Source organism: Bradyrhizobium pachyrhizi (genome assembly GCF_029714545.1).
Taxonomy (GTDB): Bacteria; Pseudomonadota; Alphaproteobacteria; order Rhizobiales; family Xanthobacteraceae; genus Bradyrhizobium; species Bradyrhizobium pachyrhizi.
The window spans coordinates 1,920,226-1,946,142 of record NZ_CP121667.1; the positions used below are offsets into that span (position 1 = coordinate 1,920,226).

Genomic DNA, 25,917 nt, shown 5'->3' on the forward strand with positions numbered 1-25,917 from the left:
CGGGAATTGAACGCGTCACACCGCCCGCGCTCCCCATCGTCCATCGGCCTACGGGAAAGCCTGCATGACGGTCTTCCGCCTGAAGCAACTTGCCTCGACCTCGATCCACGCGGCCGGCGCCGCGCTGTGGAACTACGACCGTGCCGAACTGATCGCCGACGGCGTCGTTCATCTCGTCGGCGTCGCTTTCGGGCTGGTGGCCGCCACCGCGCTGATCGTGCTGACCGCGGTCTATGCCGGTCCGTTCGACATCGCCGTGGTGTCGGTCTATGTCGCCGGCCTGCTCGCGATGCTGGTGCTGTCGGCGACCTATAATCTCTGGCCGGTGTCGCGCGCCAAATGGGTGCTGCGGCGCTTCGATCACTCTGCGATCTATCTGCTGATCGCCGCGACCTATACGCCGTTCATCGTGGAACTGAAGGACAGCACCTTCGCGATCGCGCTGCTGGTCGGGGTGTGGTGCGTGGCGATCGTCGGGATCTGGCTGAAGCTGCGCTATCCGGGCCGCTTCGACCGGCTCTCGGTCGGGCTTTATCTCGCGATGGGCTGGAGCGGCATCATGCTCTACGACCGCGTCGTGAAGGCGCTGCCGGCGATGGCGCTCGGCTTCGTGCTGGCCGGCGGCATCCTCTACAGCCTGGGCGTGATCTTCCACTCCTGGCGGCGGCTGCGCTTCCAGAACGCGATCTGGCACTGCTTCGTGCTGCTCGGGGCCGCCTGCCACTACACGGCCGTGTTCGACGTCGTGCTGGCGAGCTGAGCGGTCCGCCGCCGTTACGCACAGGGCCAGGCCGGCCTCGCGAAAAGATCATGCATCGGCAAAAGATGGGATATCATGATCCCTCTGTTTGAACATGAGACCGGCTTTCCGGATCATGCGCTGAAATCAAGATATCGGGAGGATGGCCATGCAGGTGGCAGGTAAGGTTGTGGTGGTCACCGGCGGTGGCAATGGCATCGGCAAGGCGCTGTGCGAGGCATTCCATGCCGCGGGCGCGTCGAAGGTCGTGGTCGTCGACCTCGATCATGGCGCGGCCGAGAAGGTCGCGGCAACGGTCGGCGGTGCCGCCTTCAAATGCGACGTCGGGCAGGAGAAGAACATTCTGCATGTGATCGACGAGACCGAGCGCATGTTCGGCCCGATCGCGCTGTTCTGCTCCAACGCCGGCATCGGCGGCGGCTTCGACCCATTGTCCAAAAATGCCGGCGGTACCTCGGACGAGCCGTGGTCGCGGAGCTGGGCGATCCATGTGATGGCGCATGTCTATGCGGCGCGGCATCTGGTGCCGCGCATGAAGACGCGCGGCGGCGGCTACTTCCTCAACACGATCTCGGCCGCGGGCCTCTTGTCGCAGGTCGGCAGCCCGGCCTATTCGACCACCAAGCACGCCGCGGTCGGCTTTGCGGAAAATCTCGCGATCTCGCACCGCGCCGACAACATCAAGGTCTCGATCCTCTGCCCGCAGGGCGTCGACACCAACATGCTGCGCTCGATCCCGAAGGGCCCGCAGTCCGGCGACGGCGATCTTTCCGCCGAGCAGGTCGCGCAGGATGCACTCAAGGGCATCGAGCAGGAGACCTTCCTGATCCTGCCGCATCCGCAGGTGCTCGGCTACATGCGCAAGAAGACCGAGAATTACGACCGCTGGATCGGCGGCATGGCCAAGATTCAGGCCAAGATGCGGGAAGCGCACGGGAAGTGAGACCTGTAGCCCGGATGGAGCGAAACGTAATCCGGGTCGAACGTGCGCGCGTGAATCCTGGATTTCGCTGCGCTTCATCCGGGCTACGATATCGCCCGCGCAACTGAGGCGGCCTCAATCCTTTGCGATCTGCGCGATCTTGTCGCGCAGATAGGCATCCATCAAATCGGGCGCCGAGGCGCCGAACATCCTGATGCGGCCGGTGTGCAACAGCAGCAGGAGGCCGGTCGCATGCGCGAAGCAGTCCACCATCACCGTGTTCGCCTTCGACCTGGAGGCGCCGAGCGCCTCTGCAGCTTCGGCGATCGGATGCAGCGCCGCCTCCAGCGCGGCGTTCAGCGCGTGATCGCGGTCATGGCCGAGCCCGGCCGGCTTCATGCCGCCGCGGAACAAATAGAAGCCGAGATCGAGGTCGCGCGGGTTGTCCGCGTAATAGCGGAAGAAGCTCATGCCTGCGGCGTGCAGCTGCTGCCTGGCGCCGCGCGTCGTCGCGACTGCCGCACTGACGGCTTCGCCGAGCGAGGCCAGCGATTGCCGCAGCACCTCGGCGTAGATCGCTTCCTTGGAATCGAAATGGAAGTACAGCGCCGCCGGCGTGTAGCCGGCCCGCGTCGCGATCGCCCGCAGGCTCGCGCCCTCGAGGCCTTCCTCCGCGAACACGCTGCGCGCCGCGTCGAGGATCAGCTCCCGCTTGTGGCGGCTGACCGCTTCCTTCCTGCTCTCGCGCATCTGCATGTTCCGGCGAATCCGTTCTTGACTCAATTCTAACAGCGTTAGATAATTTAACAGTGTTAGAATAAATGAGCAAGGGAGAAGCGCCATGCTGATGACGGCTGCGGACTACCGGGAATCCCTGCGCCGCTACAAGCCGCGTGTGTTCGTCAACGGCGCGGCCGTTGCGAGCGTCGCGGACGAGCCGTTGCTGGCGCCGGGCGTGGCGGGCGTCGGCGTGACCTATGATTTCGCGCTGCAACCCGAGCATGTGCCGATCATGACGGCGCGGCAGGGCACCTCGGGCAAGACCGTCAACCGCATGCTCCACATCAATCGGAGCTCGCAGGACCTGCTCGACAAGCTCGAGGCGGTGCGGCTGGTGTGCAGGACGTCGGGCTGCGCGCAGCGCTACCTGACCCATGATGCGCTGAACGGTCTCTATCAGGCGACCAGGCTGACCGACGATCGCCACGGCACCGATTACAGCCAGCGCTTCCTCAACTATCTGCACGAGGTGCAGGACCAGGATCTGACGCTCGGCATCGCCATGACCGATGCGAAGGGCGACCGCTCGAAACGTCCCGGCCTGCAGGCCAATGCGGACGTCTACGTCCATATCAAGGAACGCCGGCCCGACGGCATCGTGATCCGCGGCACCAAGGCGATCGTGACCGGCGCGCCTTACATGCACGAATTCCTTGTCATGCCGTGCCGCACCCATGTGCCTGCCGACAAGGATTTTGCGGTCTGTTGCGCCGTGCCGGTCGATGCGCCCGGCGTCACCATCGTCGCGCGTCCGGCCGGCCGGCCCGGTGATGCCGCGGCGAAATTCTCCGCCAAGTACGGCCAGTCGGTCGGCGTCGTGATGTTCGACGACGTGTTCGTGCCGCATGATCGCGTGTTCCTCGCCGGCGAGACCGAGGAGGGCGGCTTCCTGACGACGTCCTACGCCACGCATCACCGGCATTCCTGCATCGGCGCCCGTGCCGGCTTCGGCGATCTCTTGATCGGCGCCGGCGCGCTGATGATCGAGGCCAACGGGCTCGATGCCGAGAAGCACGCGCATATCCGCGAGGCGATGGTCGAGCTCATCACCATCACCGAAAGCTTTTACGCCTGCGGCGTCGCCTCCTCGGTCTACTGCACGAAGGATCCGGCGGGCTCGGTGATGCCGGATGCGGTGTTCTCCAACATCGGCAAGCTGCTGCTCGCGACCAAGATCTACGACATGCACCGCGTCGCGCACTACGTCTCCGGCGGGCTGATCGTCGCGCTGCCGGGTCCCGACGAGGATCACAATCCGGAAACGCGCGCCTCGCTTGCCGCTGTCATGGGCGGACGTCCCGATATCCCGGCCGAGCAGCGCGCCGAGGTGGCGCGGCTGATCGAGGACCTCACCGTCTCGCACGAAGCCGGCTGGTATTCGGTGATCTCGTTGCACGGCGGCGGCTCACCGGAGGCGATGAAGCGCGAGATCTGGCGCAACTATCCGGTGATGGAGAAGGCCGAGCTGGTCGAGAATTTGCTCGGCCGCGGCCTTGTCGACCAGGGACAACGGGTGTCGAAGCAGCCAGGACGCTGCTGCGCAACAGGCTGCGAGGTGCCGACGCCGTCGGCGGCGGCGGCGCTGGAGCAGCAACACGCACTCTCGCAGGATGGGTAGAGCGAAGCGAAACCCATCAAATCCTATCCGCGGGCAGAACGATGGGTATCGCTTCGCTCCACCATCCTACGGACCCTTGCTCACGCCTTCTGTGTGTAAAGCAGCGGCACCGCGGAATCCACCATCACCTCGATCAGGCTGGTGCCCTGATGCGACAGCGCGCGCGAGTAGGCGCTTGCGAGCTCGGCCGACTTCGTCACCCGCACGGCGTCGCAGCCCATGCCTTCGGCGAGCTTGACGAAATCGATGCCGGGCAAATCGAGGCCGGGCACGTTCCGCACCTGCATAACCTGGCTGAACGAGCGCATCGCGCCGTAGCCGGAATTGTTCAGCACCACGACCGTCAGCGGTAGCTTGCGCTGCGCTGATGTCCACAGCGCCTGGATCGAATACATCGCCGAGCCGTCGCCGATCAGGCAGACCGTGCGTCCCTGACGTCGGCCGAGCGCCATGCCGACCGCGGCCGGCAGGCTGTAGCCGAGGCCGCCGCTCGCCATGGTGTAGAAGCTGTCCTGGCCGTGCATCGGCATCGCCTTCTGCATCAGCGGACGGTGGGACGGTATTTCCTCGATCAGCGCATCATGCGGCCCCATCGCGGCCGAGAGCGCGTGCAACGCATATTCGGCGGGGATCGGGTCGCCGGTGGCCGGCGCCGGCGGCAGGACACGGCCGGTCGGCGCGGCGCGTTTCGTCTCGGGCAGCATCTCGAGCAGCGCCGTCAGCGCCGGCTTCATCGTCGCGACGATGCTGTGGCCGGTCGGCGTCATCGCGGCGGCATCCGGATCGTCGGTGATCTGGAAGATCGTGGTCGAGCCGTCGAAGATCGCGGCATGGCCCTCGACATGGAAGGTGAAGACCGGCGCGCCGATCACGACGACAAGATCGTGATCGCGCAGCGCATCCGAGAGCTGGCCCGGCGCGGCATGCAGGAAGCCGGCGAATTGCGGATGCCGCTCGGGGAACGAGCAGCGCGCCGAGAACGGGCTCGCCCAGACCGCGGCTTTCGATTTCTCGGCGACCTTCACCATGAGATCGACCGCCTCGGCACGATCGACGGCCGGTCCGACGACGAGGGCAGGGCGCTTGGCCTCGCCGAGCGCGGCCACCAATGCCTGCATCGCCGACAGGTCGGGCCCGATCTCGCGGCTGACCCGGCGCGCGTCGAGCGGCTGCGTCGCATGCGCCCAGTCGTCGATCGGCACCGAGACGAAGGTCGGCCCGCAGGGCGGCTGCATCGCGACATAATAGGCGCGCGCGATCGCGGCGGGCACGTCTTCGGCGCGCGCCGGCTCGACCGCGAATTTCACGTAAGGCCGCGGGAATTCGGAGGCCCGCTCGGCATAGAGGAAGGCCTGCAGCGGCATGATCGAGCGCGCCTGCTGGCCCGCGGTGATCACCAGCGGGGTCTGGTTGCGATAGGCATTGTAGATGTTGCCGAGCGCGTTGCCGACGCCGGCCGCCGAATGCAGATTGACGAAACCGGCATTGCGCGTCGCCAGCGCATAGCCGTCGGCCATGCCGACGACGGAAGCCTCCTGCAGGCCGAGCACGTAGTCGATGTCGTCGGGCCAGTCGCTCAGGAACGGCAGCTCGGTCGAGCCGGGATTGCCGAACACCTTCTTGATGCCCCATGCGCGAAGCAGGCCGAAGGTGGCGTCCTTGACGGTGACGGTCTTGCCTTTGCTGGCGGCGGGTTTGCGCGACGACATCGGGCGGCTCCCATTTCTGTCTTGTTACGTTCCGTCATTGCGGGCGGCAAAAGCGGAAAGGCAATCCACCTGTCGATGGATTGCCTGACGATGTCAAGCCGCTGGGCCCATAGTTGCTGCGGCAACGGCCGCAAATTGCGGCTAGTTGGCCTTCTGCAGCGCGGCGGTCTGCTTGGCGAGCTGCTTGTCGAAATCCTGCTCCAGCCCGGCCACGTAGGTGGCATTTTCGCCCGGCTTGACGAACGGGTTCGGCGCGCCGTCCTTCATCTGCGCCCGCTTGGCCTGCATGTCGTAGACCTCCGGATGCGGCCCGAGCAGCACGTCGACCTTCATCGCCTTGACCTTGGTGAAGGTCGATCGGTAGTCGTCGACGATACCAGGATAGGTCGGACGGCCGACCAGCCGGTTCAGCGCTACCGTTCCGCTGCAGAAGAACAGCACGTTGCGCGCCTGGCTGCCATCCTTGACCGTGATCTCCCAGCTGGTGCAGCCGGGCGAATGGCCGGGGGTGGTGTGCGCGGTCAGCGTGGTGTCGCCGAGCGTCACCTTGTCGCCTTCCTTGACGGTGCGATCGACCTTCACCGGCGTAAAGGCAAGATCGGTGTTGTTCTCGTCGCCCGGATAATAGCCGCCCTCGAGCAGCGGCTTGTCGCGCTCGCCGGCGATCAGTTGCGCGCCGGTCTCCTTCTTGATCTCGGCAAAGCCGCCGGTGTGGTCGAGATGGGCGTGGGTGTTGAGGATGATCTTGATGTCGCCCTCCTTGAAGCCGACCTTGGTGATGTTGTCCTTGATCATGCCGGTCGACTGCTGCATCGCCGTGTCCATCAGGATCAGCCCTTGCGACGTTTTGATGACGTAGACCGCGATCCCGTCAGTGCCCACGTAGTAGATATTGTCGATGAGCTGGAACGGTTCGAACGGCGCGGTCCATTTCTTCATGACAACAGCCATGAAGTCCTTGAGCGTCTGTGCCTGCGCACCGGTTGCGATCAGCGTGAGCGCGCACAGCGCGGCTGCGATCGTCCTCATGGTTGCCTCCCTCTTTGTTGTTGTTCGTGCACGGGCGGCACTATGCGTGCTGGCAACGCCGGCCGCAAGCTGCGGACGGCAAGCCGCCGCGCAGGCGGCCGGCCGTCCGGCGCATTCCTGTTCTGCGTTCAGCTCGCGTATTGCGCGATGCCGTGGCCGAACGACCAGTTCTCCTTGGCGACCTCGACGAGGTTGATGACAACATCGTCCGGCCGTCCCTGCAGCTGGCTCTGATAGTCGTCCACGATCCGCTTGTAGAACGCCTTCTTCATCTCGACGGTGCGCCCGGCATTCATGGTAATCTGGATGAAGATGAGGTCGTCGCTGTAGGTGTTGCCGAGATAGTTGTCGGCGTAGTTCAGATCGCTGCGGTCGTGCTCGGTGATGACCTGAAACTTGTCGTTCTCGGGCACGTTGATTACGTCGCGCATCGCCTTGTAGACGATCTCGCCAAGGGTTTTGCGATATTCGGCGGACTTGCCGCGCTTCAGGTCGATGCGAACGAATGGCATGGTGGTCTCCTGTGTGATGCGGGACTCGGCCCCGCGTGATCGGGATGTGCGACAGTGCGAATGGGCATCGTCCGCTTGCGCCGGCGGCGTCGGTGCGTTCAGCGCGCCGCCTTGAAGGCCTCCCAGCGCGCATTGCGCTCTCTCTGATATTTGGGCGTTCGCTGCGCGACCATGTCCGCCCAATGCAGCGGCTTGCCGCACGACTGACAGACCGGACCAAGCCCCGCCGGCTTGCCGCAGACGACGTGGGTATAGTTCATGGAAAGACCGTCCCTGGGTGACTTGCACCAGGTCTCGCCCCAGGCGCGCAGCGCGAACATGACGGGGAAGAACGCCGCGCCCTTCTCCGTCAGATGATATTCGTGGCGCAGCGGCCGCTTGTTGTAGACGCGCCGCGTCACCAGTCCGTCCGCCTCCAGCTTCTTCAGCCGCGCGGTGAGCATCTGCGGGGTCGCGCCGGTATGGGCCTGAATCTCTTCGAAGCGATGGTTGCGCGCGAACAGCTCGCGCAGCACCAGCACGGTCCAGCGGTCGCCCACCGCGGTTTCCGCGCGCGCCACCGGACACAGCGTTTGGTCAGCAGGATTGCCCTTTGGCCTTGCCATCACGTTTTCTTCATCCGCATTGTTACTATGATTTTCATAGCAATATGGGTTATCGTCAATGTGGGTGCAACGGGCGTTTCCGGCCCGGTCCCTCACATTTCAAGGAGCGCGCCATGAGTACCGAAGGCAAGAAACCGGGTATCGACATGAAGCTCGAGGTCGTGGTGATTCCCGTGTCCGATGTCGACCGCGCCAAGCGCTTCTATGAAAATCTCGGCTGGCGGCTCGACGCCGATTTCGTCAGGGCGGACGGATCCCGGGCGCTGCAACTGACGCCGCCGGGCTCGCCGACCTCGATCCATCTCGACAAGGGATCCGCGCTGCCGCTCTTCCTGGTCGTGAGCGACATCGAGGCGGCGCGTGCCGATCTGATCGCGCGTGGCGTCGATGTTAGCGAGGTGTTTCATCGCGGGGCGGCGGGCCGCGTCAAGGGACCCGATCCGGAGCGGCCGAGCTACGGTTCGCTGGCGACGTTCAACGATCCCGACGGCAATGTCTGGCTGCTCCAGCAGGTCACGCAGCGTCTGCCCGGACGCGTCGACGGAAACAGCACGACGTTCACCTCATCGGCCGATCTCGCCGCCGCGCTGCGCCGCGCAGCCGCAGCCCATGGCGAGCACGAGAAGCGGACCGGCGGCCATGATGTGAACTGGCCCGACTGGTACGCCGACTACATCGTGCGTGAACAGGCGGGCAAACCGCTGCCGGAGTGAGCGATTAAACAGGAGTATCCGTCATGGCGGCGCGATCGATCGCGCAGTTTCGCGAACAGACCGCCGCGCTCGGCGTCAAGGTTGCCGGGACGTGATGTACGCCGGCCTGGTAGGCAGCGTTACGCCTTGAGGCTGGCACCGCGCTCGGACAAAACCTTCTCGGCCTTCGGCGTCAGCTCGTAGAGGTCGCCGTCCTTGGCGACGTATCCCTCCCTGATGAGCCGGTCGACCTCGCCTTGAACGTCGTCGGCGAAGGCAATGGATTGGGCGATGTCGCAGAGAACCGCGACCTGTTCGTCTCTAAGCATGGCGTCCTCCGTCAGGGCGGGGAACGCGCAAGCCGGCATTCGGTTCCAAGGGGCCGGATGATACACCCGGCTTTCACCCGGTGAGCTGTGGCTCCGGGTGTTGCATCTTACCCATGCCGCGCGTCGAACACCGGCGCGTAGCCACCGCCATCTCGACGAATATGAGCACAGCGCGGGCCGCGGAAGTGAGCCGGTATGACGAGACGGCCGCTGTCCGCGGCCTCTGCCAGGATATTCGTCCGCGTCTCGCGCGCCAGTTGCGGGTCGGTGCAGGATGATGTCGACAGGTCGGGCTGGAAGATCTGCACCGGATTGTGCACGGCATCGCCGCAAAAGATCGCGCGATGTTGTGCGTAGTCCACCATCAGCCCCATCTGGCCGCTGGTGTGGCCCGGCAGCGGGACCAGCCGCAGGCCCGGTCCCAACTGATGGCCATCGTCGACCAGATCGACACGGCCTGCCTCGACGATCGGTATGACGCTCTGCTCCAGGGCGCGGGCATGGATCGGCGGGGCACGCCCGGCATCATGCTGCGTCATCCAGTCGGCAAGCTCGCGGCGGCCGAACAGATACCGCGCGTTGGGAAAGGTCGGCTGCCAGCGGCCGTTGTCGCGGCGGGTATTCCAGCCGACATGATCGACATGCAGATGGGTGCAGAATACGACGTCGATTCCGGCCGGGTCGACGCCGCACGCGCGCAACCGATCGAGGAAGCCGCTGCCGCGCCGCCGATGCCAGGCCGGAATCTCGGGGATGTCCTTGTGCTCGCCGATGCAAGCGTCGATCAGCAGCGTTCGGCCGCCGGTTCGCACCACAAAACTCTGGATCGCGTGTTTCGCGACGCCCCTGGCGAGGTCGATGAACACCGGCTCCAGCGTGGTGCGATGCGCTTCGATCAAGCCGCGATCGTATCCGGGCAGGAATTCGGCTAGCGGAAGGCCGAAATCGTCGTCGTCGACGATGACGTCGACTGTGGCGTCGCCGATCGCAAATCGCATGACCGCTCCTTCCCGGAGAACCGTGCATCTTGCCGCACGGTCACTATGCAGGTTGGAGCCATCGATCGCAAGTTGCGTCGCTTGTGAACGGCTATCAGACCATGCCGCGCAGCAGGCCGATCAGGCGGCCGCACTCATCGTCCGTGCCGACCGTGATGCGCAGAAAGTCCTCGATCCGCGGCTTCTGAAAATGCCGCACCAGCACGCCGCGCTCGCGCAACCGCGCGGCGAGATCGGCGCCGCGATGGCTGGGATGGCGGGCGAACACGAAATTCGCCTGCGACGGCAGGACCTCGAAGTCCAGCTCAATGAGGCCACGGACCAGCGCCTCTCTGCTCCTGATGATGCGTTGCCGCGTCTCCTCGAACCACGCCTCGTCCTCGATGGACGCGACCGCGCCTGCGAGCGCGAAGCAGTCCAGCGGATAGGAGTTGAAGCTGTCCTTGACCCGCTCCAGCGCCTCGATCAGCGGACGCTGGCCGATGGCGAAGCCGACCCGCAAACCGGCCAGCGCGCGCGATTTGGAGAGCGTCTGGATCACGAGCAGATTGTCGTGGTGCGCGACCAGCGGCACGGCGCTCTCGGCGCCGAAGTCGACATAGGCCTCATCGACCACCACCAGCCGGTCGGGATGCGCGGCGAGCAGCGTCTCGATCGCGGCGCGCGGCAGCGCGGTGCCGGTCGGTGCGTTCGGATTGCACAGCAGGATGGCGCTGCCGGCCCGCCGGTAGTCGGCAAGGTTCAGCCGCATCGCGGCGTCGAGCGGCACTTGCTCGTAGCTCACGCCATAGAGGCGGCAATAGACCGGGTAGAAGCTATAGGTGATGTCGGGAAACAGCAGCGGCGCATCGTGCTTCAGCAGCGCCGGGAAAGCGTGGGCCAGCACCTCGTCCGAGCCGTTGCCGACGAACACCTCGTCCGCCGTGACGCCGTAGCGCCTCGCGATCGCCTCACGCAGCGCGGTTGCGCGCGGGTCCGGATAGAGCCGCAGGCGATCCGTGGTCGCCGTGATCGCCGCCACCGCGCGCGGCGACGGCGGGTAGGGATTTTCGTTGGTATTGAGCTTGATGAGGCCGTCGATCTTCGGCTGCTCGCCGGGCACGTATGGCGACAGATTGTGGACGACCGAACTCCAGAAGCGACTCATGATCTGCGATCCAGGGATGAACGCGATCACAATAAGGAATACGAGGCGCTGATGAAAGCGCCTCTTTATTCCCTCGCATCATGACAGGCGTCGTGCTCGCGCGTTACCAGGTCGCCGTGCCCCTCATGGTCGGCTGGCCCTCGGCGTTCGCGGTCCACAGCTCCATCCCGCCGTCCTTGTCGCTGGCATTGATCGAGAACTCGCTGCCCTCGAACAGCGGCTGCACGCCGCGATAGGCGAGCTTCTTCGGCGGCTTGCCGCCGCGCAGCTTGGCGGCGAACTCGACGATGAAGGAAGCCTGCAGCGGGCCGTGGAAGATCAGCCCCGGATAGCCCTCGACCTTGGTGACGTAGTCGCGGTCGTAATGGATACGATGGCCGTTGAAAGTCAGCGCCGAGTAGCGGAACAAGAGCACCGGGTCGGAGACGTGGCTCTCGCGGTGCTGCGCGACCGGCGGAGGCGGCGGCGCCTTGGCGGGCGCTGCGCCCTGCGTGCTCGTCATCTCGCGATAGACGATGTCCTGCCGCTCGCGCACCGCAAGCCCGCGCGACGTCGTCACCTCGTGATTGACCGAGACGAAGCACAGCGTGCCGGTCGAGCCCGATTTGACCGTGACGTCGACGATCTTCGAGGTGCGTTTGGCCTCATCTCCGATGCGCAAGCTGTCGAAGAATTCGAGCTCGCCGCCGGCCCACATCCGCCGCGGCAGCGGCACCGGCGGCAGGAAGCCGCCGCGGGTCGGGTGGCCATCGGGGCCAAGCTGCGACATCGGAAACACCGGCTGCGCCAGGCACCAATGCGTGGTCCACGGCGCGGCGTCACCGGCCTTCGGCTCGCCGATCTCCTGGAACAGCGTCGCGCGCAGCCCCATCACGAGATATTTGGTGACGACGTCGGAGGCCTCCGTGGTCTTGCCGATCCATTGGCGGAGATGATCGAGGTCGAGTTTGTCGCTCATGATTGTGTTGCCCGGGCAGGAGGGATTTCAGGAACGTCTGGTGCGCTCGCCGATCGCGGGCACCTTGCCGTAGTGCCTGTCCTCGCCGACCACGATCGCGGCCGGCGCCGGATAGCTGACCTTGCCGTTCGGCGTGTCGACCTCGATGCGGCGCAGATGCGGATGTTTCGCGAGGTCGTCCATGCTGTTGACCTCGGCAAAGGCGATGTCGGCCTCGGCAAGCTTCTCCAGCAATTCCTCGCGCGTCAATTTGCCGAAGCTGCCGCTGACGATTCCGTCGGTCAGCACGCGGTTGCGCACGCGCTCGACCATGTTGGCAAAGCGCGGATCGTCGGGAAGGCCGGGCTGGCCCAGCACCTTGGCGCACAGCGTCTTCCACTCGCGCTCGCTCTGGATCGAGATCAGGATCTCCTTGCCGTCCTTCGAGCGGAACACGCCATAGGGCGCGATCGAGGGATGGGCGAGGCCGATCCGCTTCGGCGACTTGCCGTCCTCGGCATTGAGCAGCGGCACGGTGAGCCAGTCGGCCATCACGTCGAACATCGAGATCCGGATGTCGGCACCGTCTCCGGTGCGGCCGCGGCCGATCAGCGCCTCGAGGATCGCGGCATGCGCGGTGGCGCCGGTCGCGACGTCGACGATCGACATGCCGACGCGCGAGGCGCCCTCGGGGCCGCCGGTGATCGAGGCAAGGCCGCTCTCGGCCTGGATCAACAGGTCATAGGCCTTGCGGTCGGCATAGGGGCCGGTGTCGCCATAGCCCGTGATCGTGCACATGATCAGCTTCGGATAATCCTTGCGCAGCCGCTCGCGCGAGAAGCCGAGCTTGTCCATCGAGCCCGGCTTTAAATTCTGTAGCAGCACATCGGCGCCGGCGATCAGCGCCTCGAGCTGCGCGCGGCCTTCCTTGGTGGCGAGGTCGACCACGGCGGAATCCTTGCCGCGGTTCAGCCAGACGAAATAGCTGCTCTGGCCCTTCGCCGCGGCGTCGTAGCCGCGGGCGAAGTCGCCCTCGGGCCGTTCGATCTTGATGACATGGGCGCCGGCGTCGGCGAGGCGTGACGAGCAGAACGGCGCGGCAACCGCCTGTTCGACGGCGATGACGGTCAATCCCTCAAGCGGCAGCATGATCAAGCAACTCAGTAGGAGCGGGGCATGCCGAGCACGTGCTCGGCGACGTAGGACAGGATCAGATTGGTCGAGATCGGCGCCACCTGGTAGAGCCGGGTCTCGCGGAATTTGCGCTCGACGTCGTATTCCTCGGCGAAGCCGAAGCCGCCATGGGTCTGCACGCAGGCATTGGCGGCTTCCCAGGACGCGTCTGCCGCCAGCATCTTGGCCATGTTGGCCTCGGCGCCGCAGTCGAGACCGGCTTCATATTTGCGGGTGGCTTCCTTCACCATCAATTCGGCCGCGCGCATCGAGGCGTAGGCCTTGGCGACCGGGAACTGGATTCCCTGGTTCTGGCCGATCGGCCGGCCGAACACACTGCGCTCCTTGGCGTAGTTGGTGGCCTTGGCGATGAACCATTTTGCGTCGCCGACGCATTCGGCCGCGATCAGGATGCGCTCGGCGTTCATGCCGGACAGGATGTAGCGAAAGCCCTTGCCTTCCTCGCCGATCAGATTCTCCGCCGGCACCTTCATGTCGGTGAAGAACACTTCGGTCGTGGCATGGTTCATCATGGTGCGGATCGGGCGGATCTCCAGCCCCTTGCCCTTCACCTCGCGCATGTCGACGATGAACACCGAGAGCCCGTCGGTGCGCTTCTTCGACTGCTCCTTCGGCGTGGTGCGCGCCAGCAGGACCATCAGGTCGGAATATTCCGCGCGGCTGGTCCAGATCTTCTGGCCGTTGACGACGTAATGGTCGCCCTCGCGGCGCGCGAAGGTCTTCAGCGACGACGTGTCGGTGCCGCTGGTCGGCTCGGTGACGCCGAACGCCTGCAACCGCAACTCGCCGGTCGCGACCTTCGGCAGATACTTCGCCTTCTGCGCATCATTGCCGTGCCGCAGCACGGTGCCCATCGTGTACATCTGGGCATGGCAGCCGCCGCCATTGCAGCCGGCGCGCTGGATCTCTTCCAGGATCGCCGCTGCCGCCGACAGCTTCAGGCCGGCGCCGCCATATTCCTCGGGGATCAGCACCGAGAGATAGCCCGCCTCCGTCAGCGCATCGACGAATTCCTTCGGATAGGCCATCTGGCGATCGAGCTTGCGCCAGTATTCGCCGGGAAACTGCGCGCAGAGTTTGGCCACCGCGTCGCGGATGTCGGAATGGTCGTCGATGTGTTGATCGTGTGCGGTCATTGTTTCGTCTTGTCGAGAGGTTGCGCCAGAGCGTGTTCGAGCGAAGCGGGGAACGGAAATGGCTCTGGTTGCGGGCAAATCGCCCGCTGTTGTGGGGCCCCGGTAAACTCCCTATGCTGTTTTGTTATAGCGTATGAACCTGCCTTCCAGGATTGGCAAGTATGGATTTCCGCCAGCTTAGGACCTTTGCGTGCGTCGCGGAACTCGGCAGCCTGAGCAAGGCATCCGATACCTTGCGGGTCGCGCAGCCGGCGCTGAGCCGGCAGATCAAGCTGCTGGAACACGAGCTGCGCACCGAATTGTTCACGCGCAACGGCCGCGGCATGGTGCTGACGGATGCCGGCCGGCTGCTGCTGGCGCGCACCAGCGGTATCGTGCGGCAGATCGACCAGATCCGCGACGACATCCAGTCTGCCGGCGGCGCACCGTCCGGGCGCGTCGTGCTCGGGCTGGTGCCGACGGTGAGCTGCGTGCTGTCGGCGCGGCTGGCGCGGCGCACGGTGGAGCGCTATCCCGGCATCTCGCTCTGCATCGTCGAGAGCTACAGCGGCCATCTGATCGAGTGGCTGCATCGCGGCGAGATGGACCTTGCCGTGATCTACGGCCCTTCGGTCGATCTGCATCTGGCGGTGCAGAGCCTCGGCCGCGACAGCATCGTCGCGGTCGGCCCGCGCGGCAGCGGGCTGAAGCCGAAGAAGCAGGTCGACTTCGGCTGGCTGATGCGCCAGCGCCTGGTGCTGCCAAGTCATTCGCACGGCCTCCGTGCGCTGCTCGAACATGCCGCGGCGAAGAAGAAGATCGATCTCGACGTCAAGCTCGAGGCGGATTCGTTTCGCGTGCTGACCAGCCTGGTCGAGGAGGGGCTCGGATATACCTTGCTGCCGCCGTCCTCGGTCCGCGCCGAGGTGGCGGAGGGCCGGCTCGAGACCGCCGCCATCGCGCGGCCGGCGCCGCGCCGCGAGCTGACCCTGGCTTCGCCGGTCGAGCATCCCGGCTCCAACGCGATGACGCTGATCGCGAAGCTGTTGCGCGACGAGGTCGCCGCGCTGCGCGCCGAGGGGCTCTGGGATATCCAGCTCGCCTGAGCGCGGCTTCGCATCAGCTCACCTTGAAGCCGAGATGGCCGCGGAAGCGGTTCTTCAGGTAGGTGCCGTCGCGCGGCGGCAGGGCGCGCTCGACCTCGCCCGCCGCGATCCGGATCCGCGCCAGCCGCGGGCCGCCGCCGAGATCGCGCAGGCTGGTGCGGAAGTTCTCGATGCCGGCCATGTCGGCGATCTCACAGACATTGCCGATGCCCGCGCCATCAGCGATCACTTCGAGCCTGGCGCCGAGGCCGGAGTGACTCGGCTGCATGCCGGTCTCGCCGAAATGGCCGTTGTCGAGCACCGCGATCGAGAGATTGCCGGGCTGCTTGGTCGCGATCGTCAGCAGGCTGCCGATCCCCATCAGCTGCTCGCCGTCGCCGGTGATCACGAGCACCGGGCGCTTCGGCTGCGCCAGCGCGAGGCCAAGCCCGACCATCGCCGCGCCGCCCATCGCGCCCCACAGATAGAAATTACCGGGATGCTCGCCGGCGTCGAACACGTCATAGGAGGAGGAGCCGAGCCCGGAGATCACGAGCAAATCGCCGCGCTCGGCGAGCAGCGCCTTCACGGCGGCGCGGCGATCGAGAGTGCCTGTTGATGCCGACATCAGTGCGTCTCCTTGGTCCACTTCTTGCGGCCGATCATCCGCTGCGAGATCAGCACCGCGACCTGCTGGTCGCCGTCATAGGCGAGCGAGGCGGCGGCCGAGATCACCTCCTCGGCGTCATCGGGGTTCTCCAGCCGCAGCACGGTGGTGCCCATGATCTCGAACGCCTGCGGCGTCGCCCGGCCCATCGGGATCTGCCAGGGATTGAACTCGGCCCATTCGCCGCGCATCGTCACCAGCGTGAGCAGCGGGAAACGGCAGCTCGCCATCAGCGACAGCATGTTGACGCAATTGCCGACGCCGCTCGATTGCATCAACAGCACCGCGCGGTCGCCGCCGAGCCAGGCGCCGGCCGAAAGCGCCACGCCCTCTTCCTCTGTCGTCAGCACCGTGGTCTTGATATCGGCATCCGCGTGCGACAGCTTGATCAGCTTGGAATGTCCCGCATCGGGAACGTAGGACACCTGCGCCACGCCAAAGCTCTTCAGCGTGCGGTAGATCGCAACCGGCCAGTCCCGGCTGGTCGCGCTGTCCTGGTGAACGGCAATCTGGTCCATCATGGCCTCGGTACGGGACGCGCATGGGCGCGTCCTCACAGCGCTGGCTTTAAGCCAGGTCAGGGGTTTATTCTCTTCGCATCTGGCTCGCCCAGCTATGCCGGAATTTTATAGGGCCAGGGTTTTGCAGGGGCCGACGCAAGCGAAATGGCGGCCGGAGCCGACTGCGTCCTTTGGTCGGGTCGAACAACAGCCCCATTACGGCCTAAAACGACGCTCTATGCTAGAAGACGCCGATTGGCGGCAACGCCGGGGCTACATTTTCAAGGCTTCATTTCGCATATCGATATATCCGTCGCATTTTCAGGGATCAGGGCATGATTGTCCGAGATCGGTTTCGCGGCCTCTTCCCAAAGTATTTTCTCGCACTGTTTCTGGCCGTCGCGTTTCCGCTCGTGATCAACGGGTCGATCGAAGCCTGGTTCGGTTACCGCGATCAGCGCGCAAGGCTGGACCAGTTGCTTGGCGTTCAGGCGACTTCCGCGGCCGCTGAAATCCATAACTTCATCTCCGACATTGCAAGCCAGCTTGGCTGGCTGGTCCAGCTTCCCTGGACCGACGAGGCCGACGAGGGACGCCGAACCGATGCGTTGCGTCTGTTTCGCCAGGCGCCGGCCGTCGTCAGCCTGACACTCATCGACAACAATGGGTTGGAGCGTCTCTACGTCTCACGGGTCGGCCTCAATCGAATTGAAAGTCGGACCGACCGATCGGCTGAACCTGCGCTGGTCGGCGCCCATGCGCGCCAGGTTTGGTTCAGCGATGTCAGCTACAACAGAGGCTCAGAACCGTATTTGACCATTGCGCTCGTGGGTAACCGATCCGCGGTCGGCGCAGTCATCGCCGAAGTCAATCTCAAGCTGATCTGGGATGTCGTATCGGCGATCAAGGTGGGAGAGACCGGCCTCGCCTTCGTGCTGGACCGGCCGGGACGTCTCATTGCCCATCCCGACATCAGCCTCGTCCTCCGCGGGCTGGAGGAAACAACCTCTCAGCCGTTTCGCACCATACGCGACGCGATCGGCCCGGGAGCGGGCTTTGCGACGGGCCGGGACGGACAGGGACGTCCGGTCGCCGCCAGAGCGGCTCCTGTGGCGGGGCCCGATTGGACCGTCGTGGTGGCGCAGCCGCTCTCCGAGGCATACGCCCCGATCTATGCCGCGTTGCGACGGACCACCGTGCTTCTCGCAGGCAGCACCGTATTTGCAGGGCTGCTCGCCTATGCATTCGCGCACCGGATGACCGAGCCGATCAGGCTGCTCGAGGAGGGGACGGAGCGGATCGGCGCCGGATCGTTCGAGCACCGCATTTCGATCCAGACCGGTGACGAATTTCAGCGTCTGGCAAGCAGCTTCAACAGGATGGCTGGCGAACTCGCCCTGGCGCAGCAGCACCAGGAGCGGATCGCGAAGCTCAAGCGGTTTCTCGCGCCTCAAGTCGCCGATCTCGTCGACCGTGCCGGCGATGACAGCGTGCTGGACGGCCGCCGCACTGACGTCGTCGTTGTGTTCTGTGACTTGCGCGGGTTCACCGCGTTTTCCGCGGGCGTCGCCCCCGAGGAAGTCATGAGCGTGCTGTCCGAATATTATGAGGTTCTGGGCAGGGTCATTGCGCGGTTCGAAGCAACGCTCATCAGCTTCTCGGGAGACGGGCTGATGGTGCTGGTGAACGCACCCGTGCCGGTCGAAGAGCCGGCGCTGAGAGCCGTCGATCTTGCGACCGAAATGCAGAAGCGCGTGCAGGGCTTGATCGGCGGCTGGCGGTCGCGGGGCTACCAGGTTGGCTTTGGAATAGGGCTTGCGAGTGGATCGGCGACGGTCGGGCGGATCGGCTACGAAGACAGGCTCGATTACACGGCCATCGGCAGTGTCGTAAATCTCGCCGCCCGCCTGTGCGCATCTGCCGCAGATCGGGAAATCCTGATGGACGCAGGGACCGCCGCAAGCGTCGGAGGCAAGCGCTCCCTGCAGGATATCGGGAGTCGACAAATCAAGGGTTTCGATGACGCCATTCCGGTGTTCGGAATATCTTCTTGATGTGCGTTGGCCGATGCCGGCCGGAGCGGTTCGGTGCAGTCCATTGGCGACTGGTTTCGGATCGTGGGATATACTTCCGCCGACGGCGAACGCCAGCGGGTCGATAGAGCATGAGTTGCGCTCATTCTCGTGCAGCCACATCCCAAGGACGCGGCAGCCGGCGTGAGGTCCTGTTGTTGATGGCCGCCGCCGCGGCTTGGACCACATCCTCGCGGGCGCAGAAGCCGTCGATGCCTGTGATCGGCTATCTTTGTCCGGAATCGCCGGAGTTGTTTGGCAGCCGGCTGAAGGCTTTTCACCAGGGACTTCGTGAAGCCGGCTTTGTCGAGGGCCGCGACGTTGCGATCGAATATCGATGGGCCAATGGGCAATATGCCCAGTTACCTGCACTGGCCGGCGAATTGATCGCGCGCGACGTCGATGTGGTGGTTGCACCCGGCGGCGCGCCCGTCGCGCTTGCCGCCAAGGCGGCCGGTGTCACCAAGACAATCGTTTTCGAGATGGGCGGCGACCCCGTTCAGCTGGGTGTGGTGGATAGCCTGTCGCGGCCGGGAGGCAACATCACGGGAATCTCGAGCCTGAGCGTCGACGTGTCGCCGAAGCGGCTCGAGTTGATGCACGAACTCCTGCCGGCGGCGAAAACGTTGGGGGTCGTGACCAACCCGACAAGTCCAACCGCCAGCTCGCAACTGCAGAGGCTTCAGGCCGCTGCCGAAACTTTGGGGGTCCATCTGCAGATATTGAGGGCAAGCAAGGAAGAGGAGTTTGAATCCGTATTCTCTTCCGTAGCGAGAGAGTCGACAAACGCGCTTGTTTTCACCTCCGATCCCTATTTTGCATTTCGCAGCCGACGATTGGCCGATCTCGCACTGAAGTATCGTGTTCCCGCCGTCACGCAGACCCGGGATTTCCCGACAGCCGGAGGCTTGATGAGCTATGGCGGAGATTTCGTGCAGTCGCATCGACGCGCCGGCATCTACGCGGGCCGGGTTCTGAAAGGTGAGAAGCCTGCTGATCTTCCGGTCCAGCTGGTCACCAAGGTCGAGTTCGTCATCAACTTGAAGACCGCCAAACTGCTCGGCCACGAGTTCTCTCCTTCAGTCGTCAGCGGCGCAGACGAAGTGATCGAATGAGCCATTCGCTCATGAACCTGGTAGTCCGGCCGGCACGGACCGAATGGTCCGGCCGGACCGTGGCATCGCATGCGCTCACGGGCTCAACTGTTGGGCTGTAGAAACGCGCCGTATTGCTTGCTCGTGGCGAGCGCGGCGGCCGCCTGTCCGATGACACGCATTGCCGCCATCATGGGCCATGGTCCAAGGCTCACCCTGCGAACACCCGCGCGGGCGAGCTCGCCGATTTCGGGCACGCCTTGCGTCACCATGATGTTGACGGGCAGGGGCGTCAGTTGAACGAATCTCTCGATCAGCGCAAGCTCGGTGAGCCCCGGCACAAAAATTCCATCGGCGCCCGCATCGGCATAGACCTTCGCACGTCTCGCCGCCTCATTCAGGCATTGCTCGGGCGAGCCGAACTTCAGCAGAAACGGATCGGTTCGCGCATTGATGAAGAGGTGAACGCCGAGTTTCTGCGCGGCGTCCCGCACCGCCCTGATCTTCGCGGCATGCTGCTCCGGAGCGACGAGCTGCCGCTTTCCGCCAACAAGCCCGTCCTCGATGTTGATGCCGATCGCGCCGGCCTTCAGGATCCTCGCCGCCGAATGCGCGGCGGCATCCGGAGTGTCGCCATATCCCGCCTCCAGATCGATCGACACCGGAACCGGCACCGACGCGGTCATCCGCGAGACCAGGCTTTCCACGATGTCGAGCGGGGCATTTTCGCCGTCGGCGTAGCCGAGTGCGGCCGCGACCGCCCCGCTGCTGGTCGCCACCGCCGGCGAGGTTTTCGCGATCGCCTTGGCGGTGGCGACGTCCCAGGCGTTGAACAGGACAAGCGGATCGCCCCGCTTGTGAAGTAGGTGAAACGCTTCGGCGTAGTGCTGCTGTGTCGTGGCGTCCATTGCGCGCACTCCTGGTCAGAGAATTCGAAAGATGGTGGCTGACGCGGCCGCAGGTGGCGGCGTCCGTTCAGTCGGCGGCGTGCGTTGTGAACCAGTCCATGATCAGACCTGTGACCTCGGCCTCACGCTCGAGGTGCGGGAAGTGGCCGACATCGGTCAGGACGATGCGTCGATAGGGGCCCTTGAAGAACGGCTCTTCCTTCGCCGCATATCTGGCCGTCGGATCGTTGCTGCCATAGATGGTCAGCGTCGGCGTATGCATCTCGTTCATCGGCAGCCAGCGCTCGCGTCCCGCGTGGAACAGGCCGCCATAATATTTGAGCGCCGCCGTCATGGTGCCGGGAGACGACAGCGTCTCTTTGATCGAGCGGAGATGCGCGTCGTCCTTGAACGCCGGCGACCACAGCTGCCAGAGATAATCGACGAACGGCAGTCCCTCGACATTGACCGACGAGTCGGCGCCGGAGAGCTGGAAGTAATAGAAATGGAACAGCGATCGAACGGCGTCGGGATCCTTCCTGATGCTTGAGAACGTGACGGGGTGCGCGGTGTTCATCACCACGGCGGCCTTGATCGCCGATGGCGCCGTGGCAAGCGCCTGGAAGGTCGACGTGCCGCCCCAATCCATGCCGACGACGCGCGCCTGTCCGTCGTCGCTCAGCGCCGCGATCAATGCTTCGAGATCCTTTCCGAGCGCGATCGGATCGAAAATGCCGTCGGCGGGAATCTCGGTCGGCGCATAGCCACGCAGGAACGGCGCGACCGCGCGATAGCCGGCATCCGCGAACACCTGCAGCTGCTTTCGGTACGACCAGGCGTTGTCGGGAAAGCCATGCATGAACATGACGAGTGGTCCGCTGCCCTGTTCGAGATAGGCAAATCGCACGCCGTTGGCCTGCACGTATTTCAGGGCGGGTTCGCTGCCGGCGGCGTCAGGCGTTGCCAGTGCGGTGCTTCGGGTCGTCATCGCTGCTCTCCATTCATGTCGTCGTTGCTCTCCCGGTTAAATATGTGCGTAGCGCACATATATGGTCAAGTTGTTTTTTGTGCGCAGCGCACATATTATTCCCGGCATGGAAAACGGAATCGCCAATCTGCTGGGCGCGCTGTCGCTCGCCGTCATGGATCGTATCGAGCAAGGCGCGCGCGAGGTCGTCGGCCGTGGCGGCGAAACGCCCGCGGCGCTCATCGTCATCGGCTATGGTCAGGGCATGACCAACGACAAGCTGAGGCGGATTCTTGGCCTGTCACACTCCGGAACGGTCCGCCTGGTGGATCGGCTGGTTTCGGATCGGCTTGTCGAACGCCGTCCGGGCAAAGACGGCCGCGAGGTCGCGTTGCACCTGACGGCGTCAGGCGCCGCGTCCCGGAACGAATTGTTGGCGTCGCGGATTTCAGCCGTGACGTCGCTGCTGGACGTGCTGTCAGCCGCCGAACGGAAGCAGCTTGCGACGCTGATCCATGAGCTGCTGGCAAGGCAGGACACATCCGAGATGGATCGCTTCACGATCTGCCGGATGTGCGACGACAGGGTCTGCACCAAATGCCCGTTGCCGACCAGCAAGGGCCAGCACGCTCGCTAGAGAGGTTACTCTCCTCACGCTCCAGCACCTTGCCCTCATCGCGTGCTCTTGCTCGCCATGAACACGTACATGTCCCAGAACGTCTCGGGATGATCGACCTCGAAGCCGTGCCACTGATCGAGATTGGCCTCATCGGCCGCGCCCGGAAACTGCTTGCGGAATTGTTCGAGCACCGCCGGATCGTCAAACGGCTCGAACCCCTCGAACGACAGGCCATGCTCGTTCAGGAATGCCGCGATCGCCGGAATCGTCAGCCGATGTTCCATGACGTTGAACAGCAGATCGCGGCAGCCGCTCATGCTGTAGAAATCCTTGGCGCCGATCAGGGGTTTCCATTTGTCAGCTTCACGGAAGATATCCTGCCGGCAACGCCTGATGTCGTCGGCGGTGGCGCGATAATTGCGCGCCGCGATGCGATCGCGAGCCTCGACGATGACGCGGCGCGCCAGATCGCTGTAGAGCCCGATGCGCATCGCGCCGCCCGGCCGCAGCAGCGAGACCAGAACGCGCCAGCCGGCCAAGGGGTCGGCAAGATGATGCAGCACGCCGACCGACTCGATGCTGTCGAAGCTGCGATCGATCGAGGCCAATTCCAGGATGTCCGCCTGCGCATACTCGATGTTGCACAAGCCTAGCTCCCGCGTCTTGCGGCGCGCATAGGCGAGGCTGGTCATGCTGATGTCGACCGCGAGCAAGCGGGCGTTGGGATAGACCTGCGCGATCTGGATCGCATGCGAGCCGGTGCCGCAGCCGGCAATTAGGATATCCCGTTCGGCTCGCTGGTCCGCGGTTGCGACGGTCCGTCCCTGCGCCCGATCCGCTGCGAAGGCCGTCAACGGGTTGACGGTCCAGCGCGGATAGGGATTTTCCTCGTATTGGCGCATCACCTCGACGGATATGTCGTTCCTGATCGGAGTGAGCGCTGCAATAGCGCAGCGCTCTTCCATCTCCTCGCGGGGTTCGCGAAGCTGCATCTTGAGCAGGCCGGCCGTGGCCGCGGGCCAATCCCGGCGCAGCAGCGCGTCCGCCGCGGGCAGGGCATGAAGCGGGAAGTAAGCGGCGACAACGGCCAGCGTGAGCGGCGTGATCGCAGCGGCTGATGCCAGGTCCGGCAGCAACCGGTCGCGCAGCGCGCTCGCGCCTTCGCTTTCCGCCGCGGTCTGCGCATAGACATATTCGTTGATGAAGCATTGCCGCGCGAGCGCGCACGCAAAGGCTACGATATCGTCGTCGACTTCATCCTGATCCGGCCTGCTCGCGAGCCGCAACAGCTCGGCCCGCGCATATCCGAGCAGCACCTCAAGCTGCATGCTCGCCAGCGTCGTCGTTTCCATCGCGCAGCGCAGGAACAGGTCGTTCGCGAGCGGGGCGACGCCCTCGCTGCCGAACAATTCGGCGCTTGTGACCGGTAGCGGCCACTTGCCGGCAATCCGCCCGACATAGCTGGTGACGGTCGGGCTCTGCAGGATGAAGCCGACCGCCCTCGCATCCATGCCGAGCGCAAGCGCCTTGCTGAAATGCGCGGCCGCCTTGCTGCGGTTGCCCAGCGCCTGGTACGAGTTGCCGGCATTGTAGTGGCAGGCGGCGTTCACCTCGTCCGCAGCAATCGCCTTCGCGAACATCTTCACCGCGGCGCGGTGCTCGCCGGATGCCTGCGCAATCAGGCCGAGAAGATTCAGGCTCTGCACATGGGTGGGGTCGCGCGCGAGAATTTGCCGGCAGATCTCCTGCGCTTCGTTGAAGCGGCGCATCCCGTAGAAGCGGCTGGCCTCGATGGCAAGATCGGCAATGCTGACGCCCGCAGAGACGAAGGCTGGTGCGTTTTTGCTGGACGCGTCCCGTTGCTTACCGGCCGCACGCCGCTCTTTTCGGTTCATGTTCCGTCAACTGGCCCATACTGCGCGGCGCATCAACCGCCCGGCAAAGACATAGGGCCGATCGCGTTGGTGGCCAAGAACTATCTAGGTTCAGCCAGGATCAGCACCGGAAGTTTCTCGATGCGCACGAAGCCGCAGGGGCCCCATTGGCGGCCCGGCCGCCTTGATGCGTCGCTTCAGCAATTCTTCCCAGATAGTCCGGAGCTGCAATTCAGACGACCGTGCGCGAGCTAGCGTGCGTGACGGCTCCGCTGCTCTTGCCAGAAGTCGAGCACCGCTCCGACAATCGCCTCCGGAGCGTCCTCCTGCACGAGGTGCTTGGCGTTCGGCACGACGGTAAGGCGGGCGCCGGGGATCCGCCGTGCAGGTCTGCGCTGCGGCTCATGCATCGCGGCGGGAAACCGCTTTCCAACAGACGCGCACTGATCGCGTTTGTGGCCAAACGCCTCGCTTTTCCGACATTAGCAGAATATCCGACGTCGGACGCGTCAGCCCGGGATCCGCACCGGCAGGTTCTCGATGCCGCGCACGAAGCTGGAATAGACCCGCTTCGGCTCGCCGACCACCTCGATGCGGTCGAAGCGCTTCAGCATCTCTTCCCAGACGATCCGAAGCTGCAGCTCGGCGAGCCGCATGCCGACGCAGCGGTGGATGCCGAAGCCGAACGACAGGTGGATGCGCGGCCGCGGGCGGTCGATGATGAACTCGTTCGGACGGTCGATCACCTCGTCGTCGCGGTTGCCGGAGACGTACCACATCACGACGCGGTCGCCCTTCCTGATCGTCTTGCCGCCAATCTCGGTGTCCTGAAGTGCGGTGCGCCGCATATGCGCGAGCGGCGTCTGCCAGCGGATCACCTCCGGCACCATGGTGTCGATCAGTGTGGGATTCTCCTTCAGCTTCCTGAACTGGTCGGGATGCTCGTGCAGCGCCAGCACCGAGCCGCTCATGGTGTTGCGCGTGGTGTCGTTGCCACCGACGATGAGCAGGATGATGTTGCCCATCAGATTGTCGGGGTCCATGTGCCGCGTGGCGTCGCTATGCGCCATCATCGACAAGAGGTCGTTGCGCGGCGGGGCGTTGACGCGCTCGTTCCAGAGCTTGGAGAAATAGGCGTAGCACTCGTCCATCTCCTGCCGCCGCTGCTCCGGCGAGTTGACGATGCCGCTCTTCGGCAGCGCGGTGGAGACGTCGGACCAGCGCGTCAGCTTGCGCCGCTCCTCCCAGGGGAAGTCGAACAGCGTCGCCAGCATCTGGGTGGTCAATTCGATCGAGACGCGCTCGACGAAGTTGAAGGTCTCGTTGCGCGGCAGATTGTCGAGCACGCTGGCCGAGCGCTGCCGGATCAGCTTTGCCAGCTCGTCGAGATGCGTCGGGGTGAACATCGGCGACACGGTCTTGCGCTGATGGGCGTGCCTCGGCTGGTCCATCGCGATGAAGCTCGGATAGTCGTAGCCGGGCGGCACGTCGCGGATCGAGATGCCGCCGAGCGTGGAGTCCGAGGAGAAGATGCCGTGGCTGGTGTCGACATGCATGATGTCGTTGTACTTCACCACCGACCAATACGGCTCGATCGGCGCATTGGTGCAGTAATGCACCGGCTCTTCCTTGCGCAGCCGCTCGAACCACGGCCATAGCGTGTCGTTCTGGAACAGTTTTGGCGCGCCGGGATGAAAGTCCTTGAGCGGTGTCGAATACGCTTCCTCGCGGGCCTGGCGCAGCAACTCGGCCCGGTCGGCACGGATGGCGGTCTGAACGTTCATGGTTGTTCGATCCCGGTTGGC

At 64.7% G+C, this 25,917-nt stretch carries 25 protein-coding genes; 8 read left to right on the forward strand and 17 right to left on the reverse strand.

The genetic code is table 11. The annotated features are described in order from the left end of the window. The first annotated feature begins 64 nt into the window (after positions 1–64). Together trhA and QA639_RS08720 are read left to right on the forward strand one after the other, a co-directional pair. Positions 65–760, forward strand: coding sequence for a PAQR family membrane homeostasis protein TrhA (trhA, locus tag QA639_RS08715; protein ID WP_028334953.1), 696 nt, complete (start codon positions 65–67; stop codon positions 758–760). A 148-nt stretch (positions 761–908) separates the two neighbouring features. After that, positions 909–1,703, forward strand: coding sequence for an SDR family oxidoreductase (locus QA639_RS08720; RefSeq protein ID WP_157347142.1), 795 nt, complete (start codon positions 909–911; stop codon positions 1,701–1,703). Positions 1,704–1,817: 114 nt separating this feature from the next. Here QA639_RS08720 and QA639_RS08725 read toward each other — a convergent pair whose 3' ends face one another. Then, positions 1,818–2,432 carry a TetR/AcrR family transcriptional regulator gene (locus QA639_RS08725; protein WP_244978702.1) on the reverse strand — a complete coding sequence of 205 codons (615 nt, stop codon included), beginning with the start codon at positions 2,430–2,432 and terminating at the stop codon, positions 1,818–1,820. Positions 2,433–2,523: 91 nt separating this feature from the next. Between QA639_RS08725 and QA639_RS08730 the strand changes: the two genes are divergently transcribed. Continuing rightward, complete coding sequence (locus QA639_RS08730) at positions 2,524–4,080, forward strand: 4-hydroxyphenylacetate 3-hydroxylase family protein (RefSeq protein WP_038377579.1); 1,557 nt, start codon at positions 2,524–2,526, stop codon at positions 4,078–4,080. Between the two features lie 80 nt (positions 4,081–4,160). Here the strand turns inward: QA639_RS08730 and mdlC are convergent, their stop codons facing one another. The 4 genes from mdlC to QA639_RS08750 form a co-directional block, all read right to left on the reverse strand. Beyond that, on the reverse strand, positions 4,161–5,789 hold the full coding sequence (gene mdlC / locus QA639_RS08735; protein ID WP_028334956.1) for a benzoylformate decarboxylase: 1,629 nt from the start codon (positions 5,787–5,789) through the stop codon (positions 4,161–4,163). A gap of 141 nt (positions 5,790–5,930) precedes the next feature. Beyond that, positions 5,931–6,818, reverse strand: a complete 888-nt coding sequence (gene blaBJP / locus QA639_RS08740; RefSeq protein ID WP_283089556.1) for a BJP family subclass B3 metallo-beta-lactamase — start codon at positions 6,816–6,818, stop codon at positions 5,931–5,933. Between the two features lie 128 nt (positions 6,819–6,946). Next, entirely contained in the window at positions 6,947–7,330 is a 384-nt protein-coding gene (locus QA639_RS08745; protein ID WP_283089557.1) for a tautomerase family protein, read from the reverse strand. Positions 7,331–7,428: 98 nt separating this feature from the next. Beyond that, on the reverse strand, positions 7,429–7,935 hold the full coding sequence (locus tag QA639_RS08750; RefSeq protein ID WP_283089558.1) for a winged helix-turn-helix transcriptional regulator: 507 nt from the start codon (positions 7,933–7,935) through the stop codon (positions 7,429–7,431). A 113-nt stretch (positions 7,936–8,048) separates the two neighbouring features. Between QA639_RS08750 and QA639_RS08755 the strand changes: the two genes are divergently transcribed. Beyond that, the gene (locus QA639_RS08755; RefSeq protein WP_283089559.1) at positions 8,049–8,648 is read left to right on the forward strand and encodes a VOC family protein; all 600 of its coding nucleotides are present in this window, start codon (positions 8,049–8,051) and stop codon (positions 8,646–8,648) included. 119 nt (positions 8,649–8,767) lie between these two features. Here the strand turns inward: QA639_RS08755 and QA639_RS08760 are convergent, their stop codons facing one another. The 6 genes from QA639_RS08760 to QA639_RS08785 all read right to left on the reverse strand — a co-directional run bounded on the left by QA639_RS08760 (position 8,768) and on the right by QA639_RS08785 (position 14,368). Beyond that, complete coding sequence (locus QA639_RS08760) at positions 8,768–8,956, reverse strand: Rossmann-fold NAD(P)-binding domain-containing protein (protein ID WP_028334959.1); 189 nt, start codon at positions 8,954–8,956, stop codon at positions 8,768–8,770. A gap of 107 nt (positions 8,957–9,063) precedes the next feature. After that, positions 9,064–9,954: an MBL fold metallo-hydrolase gene (locus QA639_RS08765; RefSeq protein ID WP_157347135.1), complete on the reverse strand. Its 891-nt coding sequence runs from the start codon at positions 9,952–9,954 to the stop codon at positions 9,064–9,066. A gap of 94 nt (positions 9,955–10,048) precedes the next feature. Next, the gene (gene hisC, locus QA639_RS08770) at positions 10,049–11,101 is read right to left on the reverse strand and encodes a histidinol-phosphate transaminase (RefSeq protein ID WP_283089560.1); all 1,053 of its coding nucleotides are present in this window, start codon (positions 11,099–11,101) and stop codon (positions 10,049–10,051) included. Positions 11,102–11,204: 103 nt separating this feature from the next. Next, a complete protein-coding gene (locus QA639_RS08775; protein WP_028334962.1) occupies positions 11,205–12,059 on the reverse strand; it encodes an HTD2 family dehydratase in 855 nt (284 codons plus the stop codon). A gap of 27 nt (positions 12,060–12,086) precedes the next feature. Beyond that, complete coding sequence (locus tag QA639_RS08780; protein WP_283089561.1) at positions 12,087–13,187, reverse strand: CaiB/BaiF CoA transferase family protein; 1,101 nt, start codon at positions 13,185–13,187, stop codon at positions 12,087–12,089. An 11-nt stretch (positions 13,188–13,198) separates the two neighbouring features. After that, positions 13,199–14,368, reverse strand: coding sequence for an acyl-CoA dehydrogenase family protein (locus QA639_RS08785; protein WP_050386889.1), 1,170 nt, complete (start codon positions 14,366–14,368; stop codon positions 13,199–13,201). Positions 14,369–14,529: 161 nt separating this feature from the next. Here QA639_RS08785 and QA639_RS08790 point away from each other — a divergent pair, with 161 nt between their 5' ends. Further along, positions 14,530–15,453 (forward strand): LysR substrate-binding domain-containing protein, encoded by a 924-nt coding sequence (locus tag QA639_RS08790; protein ID WP_028334965.1) that lies wholly within the window; start codon positions 14,530–14,532, stop codon positions 15,451–15,453. A 13-nt stretch (positions 15,454–15,466) separates the two neighbouring features. Here QA639_RS08790 and QA639_RS08795 read toward each other — a convergent pair whose 3' ends face one another. Then, entirely contained in the window at positions 15,467–16,060 is a 594-nt protein-coding gene (locus QA639_RS08795; RefSeq protein ID WP_028334966.1) for a thiamine pyrophosphate-dependent enzyme, read from the reverse strand. Continuing rightward, on the reverse strand, positions 16,060–16,620 hold the full coding sequence (locus tag QA639_RS08800; protein WP_092090087.1) for a thiamine pyrophosphate-binding protein: 561 nt from the start codon (positions 16,618–16,620) through the stop codon (positions 16,060–16,062). The genes QA639_RS08795 and QA639_RS08800 overlap by 1 nt, the downstream gene beginning before the upstream one ends. A 314-nt stretch (positions 16,621–16,934) precedes the next feature. Here QA639_RS08800 and QA639_RS08805 point away from each other — a divergent pair, with 314 nt between their 5' ends. Both QA639_RS08805 and QA639_RS08810 read left to right on the forward strand, forming a co-directional pair. Next, positions 16,935–18,653: a cache domain-containing protein gene (locus QA639_RS08805; RefSeq protein ID WP_283089562.1), complete on the forward strand. Its 1,719-nt coding sequence runs from the start codon at positions 16,935–16,937 to the stop codon at positions 18,651–18,653. A gap of 179 nt (positions 18,654–18,832) precedes the next feature. Then, complete coding sequence (locus QA639_RS08810; RefSeq protein WP_038377596.1) at positions 18,833–19,786, forward strand: ABC transporter substrate-binding protein; 954 nt, start codon at positions 18,833–18,835, stop codon at positions 19,784–19,786. Positions 19,787–19,869: 83 nt separating this feature from the next. Here the strand turns inward: QA639_RS08810 and QA639_RS08815 are convergent, their stop codons facing one another. Together QA639_RS08815 and QA639_RS08820 are read right to left on the reverse strand one after the other, a co-directional pair. Beyond that, on the reverse strand, positions 19,870–20,673 hold the full coding sequence (locus QA639_RS08815; protein WP_028334970.1) for an isocitrate lyase/PEP mutase family protein: 804 nt from the start codon (positions 20,671–20,673) through the stop codon (positions 19,870–19,872). Positions 20,674–20,740: 67 nt separating this feature from the next. After that, positions 20,741–21,640, reverse strand: coding sequence for an alpha/beta fold hydrolase (locus tag QA639_RS08820; RefSeq protein ID WP_283089564.1), 900 nt, complete (start codon positions 21,638–21,640; stop codon positions 20,741–20,743). Positions 21,641–21,746: 106 nt separating this feature from the next. Here QA639_RS08820 and QA639_RS08825 point away from each other — a divergent pair, with 106 nt between their 5' ends. Then, on the forward strand, positions 21,747–22,256 hold the full coding sequence (locus QA639_RS08825; RefSeq protein ID WP_028334972.1) for a MarR family winged helix-turn-helix transcriptional regulator: 510 nt from the start codon (positions 21,747–21,749) through the stop codon (positions 22,254–22,256). Between the two features lie 35 nt (positions 22,257–22,291). Here the strand turns inward: QA639_RS08825 and QA639_RS08830 are convergent, their stop codons facing one another. Both QA639_RS08830 and QA639_RS08835 read right to left on the reverse strand, forming a co-directional pair. Continuing rightward, positions 22,292–24,133: a class I SAM-dependent methyltransferase gene (locus QA639_RS08830; protein WP_283089565.1), complete on the reverse strand. Its 1,842-nt coding sequence runs from the start codon at positions 24,131–24,133 to the stop codon at positions 22,292–22,294. 488 nt (positions 24,134–24,621) lie between these two features. Then, positions 24,622–25,896: a cytochrome P450 gene (locus tag QA639_RS08835; protein ID WP_283089566.1), complete on the reverse strand. Its 1,275-nt coding sequence runs from the start codon at positions 25,894–25,896 to the stop codon at positions 24,622–24,624. Positions 25,897–25,917: the final 21 nt, after the last annotated feature.